This is a genomic window from Binatus soli (SeqCode) (assembly GCF_050015535.1).
In the GTDB taxonomy this organism is placed as follows: Bacteria; Desulfobacterota; Binatia; order Binatales; family Binataceae; genus Binatus; species Binatus soli.
This window is the reverse complement of sequence record NZ_JBEKBF010000011.1, coordinates 136829-143055: the sequence shown is the minus strand read 5'-3', so window position 1 is coordinate 143055 and position 6227 is coordinate 136829. Positions and strand designations below refer to the sequence as shown.

7 protein-coding genes and 1 other RNA gene are annotated in these 6227 nt (G+C 60.9%); 6 read left to right on the top strand and 2 right to left on the bottom strand.

Features of this window, described 5'->3' with window-relative positions; translation table 11 throughout:
• The coding region (locus ABR989_RS10420; protein ID WP_428128185.1) for a hypothetical protein at nucleotides 1-718 on the bottom strand (718 nt) is incomplete at its 3' end.
• A 364-nt stretch (nucleotides 719-1082) separates the two neighbouring features.
• Here ABR989_RS10420 and ABR989_RS10415 point away from each other — a divergent pair.
• The 4 genes from ABR989_RS10415 (at nucleotide 1083) to ABR989_RS10400 (ending at nucleotide 4194) form a co-directional block, all read left to right on the top strand.
• Nucleotides 1083-1508, top strand: a complete 426-nt coding sequence (locus ABR989_RS10415) for an Hsp20/alpha crystallin family protein (RefSeq protein ID WP_428128183.1) — start codon at nucleotides 1083-1085, stop codon at nucleotides 1506-1508.
• Nucleotides 1509-1651: 143 nt separating this feature from the next.
• A complete protein-coding gene (locus tag ABR989_RS10410) occupies nucleotides 1652-2212 on the top strand; it encodes a LemA family protein (RefSeq protein WP_428128181.1) in 561 nt (186 codons plus the stop codon).
• Nucleotides 2213-2240: 28 nt separating this feature from the next.
• Nucleotides 2241-3266 (top strand): M48 family metallopeptidase, encoded by a 1026-nt coding sequence (locus tag ABR989_RS10405; protein ID WP_428128179.1) that lies wholly within the window; start codon nucleotides 2241-2243, stop codon nucleotides 3264-3266.
• 85 nt (nucleotides 3267-3351) lie between these two features.
• Nucleotides 3352-4194: a nucleotidyltransferase domain-containing protein gene (locus ABR989_RS10400; RefSeq protein ID WP_428128177.1), complete on the top strand. Its 843-nt coding sequence runs from the start codon at nucleotides 3352-3354 to the stop codon at nucleotides 4192-4194.
• Here ABR989_RS10400 and smpB read toward each other — a convergent pair.
• Nucleotides 4191-4682, bottom strand: a complete 492-nt coding sequence (gene smpB / locus ABR989_RS10395) for an SsrA-binding protein SmpB (protein ID WP_428128175.1) — start codon at nucleotides 4680-4682, stop codon at nucleotides 4191-4193. The genes ABR989_RS10400 and smpB overlap by 4 nt on opposite strands.
• Nucleotides 4683-4815: 133 nt before the next feature.
• Here smpB and ssrA point away from each other — a divergent pair.
• Together ssrA and ABR989_RS10385 are read left to right on the top strand one after the other, a co-directional pair.
• Nucleotides 4816-5173, top strand: a transfer-messenger RNA (tmRNA) gene (gene ssrA, locus ABR989_RS10390).
• A 190-nt stretch (nucleotides 5174-5363) separates the two neighbouring features.
• On the top strand, nucleotides 5364-6197 hold the full coding sequence (locus tag ABR989_RS10385; protein WP_428128173.1) for a high-affinity nickel-transport family protein: 834 nt from the start codon (nucleotides 5364-5366) through the stop codon (nucleotides 6195-6197).
• Nucleotides 6198-6227 lie beyond the last annotated feature (30 nt).

Genomic DNA, 6227 nt, shown 5'->3' with positions numbered 1-6227 from the left:
TTCCGCTTCCTCCGAATGCGTATCTGCTTTCGATCTCATCTCCGCTCCTTTTGGGGTTAAGATGAGCCAAAAACCCTCTCTTCCTCAATCGCTGCAAACTGTCCAACTTGTGCTGACGGGGAACACCGTCGGGGAGCAGGGTCGCCGTGAAGAGAGCACGAGGTGAGGTCATCGTGGCGCTGAGGCAGGTGAAGAAACCGGGCGTCGGGGTGGACGGCGTTCCCTTGGCCGAGCCCGCCAATTTGATTGTGTCCGACCTCTTGCCCTTGGTCCCGGTATTAGTGACCAGAATTGTCGCGTCCAGCTTCTTGCCCGCTTCCGGCGGAGTGAAGGCGACGTTGACCTCGATGATGTTGGCCTTGCTGCTGTTTACTTTGCCCGGGATCGGGATCGTTCCGCCCGAAGCAGTGAGGCCGGGACCGGAGATAGTGTAATCGCCGGCGTCGGTTCCCGCAGGCGCGTTGACGGTTGCGTCCAAATCGAGCGTACCGGTGTTCGTCAGGGTGAAATGCTTGCTCTCGGTGGCCGCTTTGCCGAGGTTGACGCTGTAGCTCAGCGCCGTGGGCGAGACAGAAAGTTCACTTACCGCAGTCTTGCTGTCCGGCGACGCATCGTCATCCGATTGCGCCAACGCCGGGCGCGCAAAGGCGGCAATCAGAAACAACAGCGAGAAACTTAAGCACGCGATGGACCGCGTGAACGACTTGTCGAAGCGCATCGAGAAATCTCCTCCCCAAGAGCACTGTCAGAACCGCACGCGAACCTATAGACCCGACGGCCTCCCGCTGCAAGGTTCCGGGCCGGTTCTGTTCACACGGCGTTTCCAGCGGCGCCAGAAGGGGCCGGGCGATTCGTGCGGGAGATTGCGACCTCTCGAAGACCGCCAAACCTGCGCAATAGCGCCTCTATTCCCTGAAGTTTCGACCTTTCGGCTAATCATCGCTTGACGGGTGCGAGTTCGTACTTAGCTTGGAAGCGTGGGACGCAAGGCGATTCGAGCGAAAGACGTATAGCTTTCGCCGCGCCGGGCGCCCCGAAATAAAAAATTTCGCCGGACATAATTACCGGCAGGAGGCTTTCACATGGAAGTGCTAATGACCAATGGCTGCCTGACCCCCAACGATTCTCTTCTGCGCCGCTGGAACGTGCTGTGGAACGAGCTTGAACCCGCGCGCAACGCGGCGCCGGCGGCGGATGTGGTCGAAGATGCGGACGGCTATCATTTCTACTTCGAGATGGCCGGCATCGCGAGCGAATCGGTCGATGTTCGCGTCGAGGACGGAAATCTGGTCGTCGAGGCCGAACGCAAACGGCCCGAGTGGTCCAAGGACGCCGAAGTCCATCTGTCCGAGCGGGCCTACGGCACGATGCGCCGCGCGTTCACGATGCCTGACGACGCCGGGCACGACGGAATCAAGGCGGCCTACAAGGACGGCGTGCTCGAAGTAACGGCGCCAAAGCGGCCCGAGAGCAAACCGTTCAAGATCAAAGTCGAGGTCGATAACTAGCCCGCGGATTGGACGCTTCGAGCCGCGCCAGGTACGTTCGGGGGGCGCCAGGCGCCGGCGGTCGACAGTACCGTGACCGCCGGTGTCCGTGGGCGCCGACGACGAAGCCGCCTCGGGCCGGCCTCTCAACGGAGGAATCGCAGATGGTGTTTCCGATCATTGTAGTGGCTATCGTCGCGTGGATAGTCTTTGCATACAATCGATTAGTCAGTCTGCGCAACCAAGTAGATAATTCCTGGCGGCAAATAGATGTACAACTGAAACGCCGTCATGATCTAATTCCAAATCTCATCGAAGCCGTCAAAGGCTATATGCAGTTCGAGCGCGACACCCTCACCCAGGTCGTCGAGGCGCGCGCCAAGGCTGTCAGCGCGCCGGACCAGGCCTCGCGCATGGCGGCGGAGAGCCAGATCACGGCCGGGCTGGGTAAAATGCTGGCAGTGATGGAGAACTATCCGCAGTTAAAGGCCGACGAGAACGTGCTCAAACTGCAGGAAGAGTTGACGACCACGGAAAACCAAATCGCGTTCGCGCGACAGGCGTACAACGACGTCGTGCTCGCTCTGAACACGCGCATCCAAATCTTCCCGACGAATCTCATCGCCAGCAATTTCGGCTTCAAGGCCGCGGAATATTTCAAAGGCGCTCCGGAAGAGCAGGCCGTTCCCAAGGTTGACCTTTCGATGACCACGCCGCGCGCCTGAGCACACGCGTCGCGGGCGGGCATGCTCGATGGGATCAAGCAACTTCAGGGGTCTCGAAGCGGCCAATCGCCGCGAGACCGTGGTGCTGGTCGTCGCGTTCATGCTGCTGTTCGGAGCGCTTGGGCTTGGCCTTGATTTTGCGGCGCGCAATATTGCGATCATCGACGGGCACCTGATCGGCTTCCCGGTACTGACGATTGCCGCGCTGGTTTTCGCCGGCGTGCAATCGATCGTGTCATATTACAGCGGCGCGTCCCTGGTACTGCTCTCGGTTCACGCGCGCCCGCTCACGCCCGACACGCCGAAGCATCAGATGGTGCTCGACGTGATCGACGAAATGGCGACCGCGGCGCGGATGCCCGCGCCCAAGCCGTATCTCATCGATGATTTGTCGCCGAATGCGTTCGCGACGGGACGCGACCCGGCCCATTCGGTGATTTGCGTCACCCAGGGACTGGTCGATCAAATGGACCGGGAAGAGTTGCAGGGAGTGATCGGGCACGAGATGTCGCACGTCGCCGACTACGACATCCGCACGATGATGATGATCGCGGTGCTGGTCGGTGGAATCGCGATGCTCTCGGATTTCGTGTACCGCTGGATGTTCTTCGGCGGATTCGGCGCGCGCGGCAGGAGCAATTCCGATCGCGACAATCAGACCGCGGTGCTGATCTCGATTGCGGTGATTGTCCTGGCTGCGGTGGCGCCGATCTTTTCGCAGTTGCTTGCGATGGCGGTGTCGAGGCAGCGCGAATATCTTGCGGATGCGTCGTCGGTTGAGTTCACGCGCAACCCGCGGGCGCTGCTGCGCGCGCTGGAGCACATCGCGAAAATCGAGTCGCCGCTAAAACAAGGCACCGCCGGCACCGCGCATCTGTTCATCGTCAATCCTCGCGAGGGCATCCGCGAAGACGACGAAGGATTCTTCGCCAACCTGTTTTCGACGCATCCTCCCCTCGCCAGGCGCATCGCAAGACTGCAGGCTTTGCTGGGTGCGGCGGGCGCGACCACACTCGACGCGCAGGCCGGCGCCGATACGTCAGCCGGCAGTTAGAACTGAGGTCGAGACCGCGTCGGCGTTCGTCGTTGCTCCATTTGGGCTCGCGACTTAAGCTCGGCGGGTGGCTAGCCAGGCCGAAATGGAAGAAATACTCAGTCTGGTGGCGGGCCGGGTCGCGAAGATCGACGGCGTAGCAGCGATCGTGCTTGGCGGATCACGCGCGCGCGGTAACGCGGACGAACGATCGGATATCGATCTCGGAATTTATTATGACGGCGGGAAGCCATTCTCGACGGCGGCCCTGGGAGCGGCTGCGCAGGAACTGGACGATCGTCATCTTGATGGATTGGTGACTTCGTTTGGCGAATGGGGACCGGGAGTGAACGGCGGCGGATGGCTCGAGATTCGGGGCCGTCACGTCGATTTCATTTACCGTGAAATTGGCGCGGTGCGCGAGGCGATCGAGGACTGCATAGCGGGACGTCCCCGCAGCATCCATCAGCTTGGTCATCCGCTCGGATTTCATATGCAGATTTACGCGGGCGAAGTTGATGTATGCCGTCCGCTTTTTGATCCGGCGCGCGCGCTCGCCGAACTCAAGTCCCTGGTGCGCGAATATCCTGAAAAATTTCGGGCCGCTGCCGTAGCCAAGCATCTGTTTGACGCGGAATTTGAAATTTCGATCGCTGCGAAGCCAGCCGAGCGCGCAGACGTGATGTATGTCGCGGGATGCCTGTTTCGCGCGGCGGGGTTCATGACACTGGTCCTCTACGCCCTGAATCGCAGATTTTTTCTCAATGAGAAAGGCGCGTTCGCGGAGTCGCAGCGATTCGCGATCATACCGGCGCGATTTCACGATACCGCCGCGAGCGTGCTGGGAAGCATCGGCGCTACCTCGGCGGAACTATCGGCGAGCGTCGATAGTTTCCAGAGCCTGGTTGCGGAATTGAGCCAACTCGCGACGAGCCCGGAGGCGCACTAGCGGTTGCGTCCTTTCAGGGCGCGCTCGATTTCGCGCTCGGAGGTCTTGCGCGCGATCGCCTCGCGTTTGTCGTAGGAGTGCTTGCCCTTGGCGAGCCCCAGTTCAACTTTGGCGCGGCCGTTTTTGAAATAAAGTTTCAGCGGGACGATCGAATAGCCCTTCTCGCGCACGCGGCCCCACAGGCGATCGATCTCGCGGCGATGCATCAGGAGTTTTCGCGCGCGAGTTTCCTTGTGGCTGAATTGGCCCGCAGGAGCGTAGGCGCCGATATGGACGCTCTCGAGGAACGCTTCGCCGTTCTTGATGCGCGCGTAACTGTCGCGCAGATTTGCGCGATGCGCCCGCAGCGACTTGACCTCCGTGCCGGTGAGTGCGAGGCCGGCCTCGAGCGTCTCCTCGATGAAGAAGTCATGCCGCGCCTTGCGGTTATCGGCGACCAGATCGAATCCGTCGCCGGATGGTTTGCCATTGCGGGTGTCCCGTGCCATCGCAGGGCGAGTTTATCCGCAGGCGGCGATGCAGATAAGGGGGTCGAAGGCATGGTTGCGAACGCGCCGATGGAGCCTTAGATTAATGATGTAACCGTTTCGACTGGCCTCGTATCGAAAACCCACGATCCGTGGGGGCGAACTGGATTCGACGAAGACAATATGGCCATGGTCGCACGCCGGGTGCTGTCGACCCGTAAAACAGGCAGACTGCGAAATTTACCCGCAGACAATAACGGTTACGCTCTGGCGGCCTAAGGGCCGCTAGCGTCCCGCCGCTGCTCGCCCATGGCAGCGGGTCGGGGCGTCATTTAGTGGGCTAGGGAACCGCAGTTCACCGGCTGGGCGGCGTCCCGAAAATTCAGCCGGCTGGCGTCAGGAAAGCCCGTCTGTGGGCATTGCGGACGCGAGCTAAAATTCGCAGACTAAGCGTGTAGTGGCCGTCGCCGGAAGGCCTTCGGACGGGGGTTCAATTCCCCCCGCCTCCACCACAATCCGATTCGCACGGCGCGGATCGCGTCAAAGATCGCTGCTACGCCGCGATGAGATCGAGATTGTGCGCCTTTGCGCGCTGGACTGACCAGAGCGAAATCGTCGATCCGGACAGCGGGCGTCGTTGCACTTCGCCCGGAATAATGTGTGTACTGTCGGTTGGATCGATCGGCTGAAGGAACCAACCAGATGATACCTGCTAATGCCGCGCCGCTGGCAATCGCGCTGCTTGGACTGCTACTCGGAATGCGCCACGCTACCGATCCCGATCACGTGATCGCAGTCACGACCATTCTGAGCCGCGAACACCGCCTGGTCGTTGCGGCCAGGATCGGTGTCGTATGGGGACTCGGCCACACGCTGACCGTGCTGCTGGTGGGCGCCGCTATCATAGTTTTCAAAATTGCGATTCCGGTTCGGCTCGGACTGGCGATGGAATTCGCGGTCGCGGTCGTGCTGATTATGCTCGGCGTCGGCGCGGCAGCAAGCTTGATGCGCAAAGCGGCGACTCGGATGCGCGCGAGTTTGTCGGAGCAGGAAGGCTTGGTCGTCCATGCGCACGCGCACGCCCACGGCGGCGCGATGCATTTGCATTCGCACGTTCACGTCGTTTCTCAGGAAAATACCGACGATGCGATGCATCACGACCATCGCATCTCCGCTGACAGATTGCCGCCGTTCGCCGCGCGCCGTCCGCTGCTGAGATCATTCGCAGTCGGCCTCGTCCATGGACTCGCCGGCAGCGCCGCGATTGCGTTGCTGGTTCTGAGCGCGATTCCGCAACCGCTATGGGCGACGCTCTACCTCGTGATTTTCTGCGTCGGTACGATAATCGGAATGGGGCTCATCACCACCGCAATCGCCACGCCGTTCATGGTTGTGTCGCGGCGAGCGCTCTGGATCCATCAAGGCCTCGTCACCGGCTCGGGACTACTGAGTTTCGGCTTTGGCCTGTTCCTCGCGTACCAGATAGGTATCGTTGACCATCTGTTCAGCGCCGCTCCCATCTGGATTCCGCAATGAATGATCGGCCGCGGAGCGCGGTCAATGCTG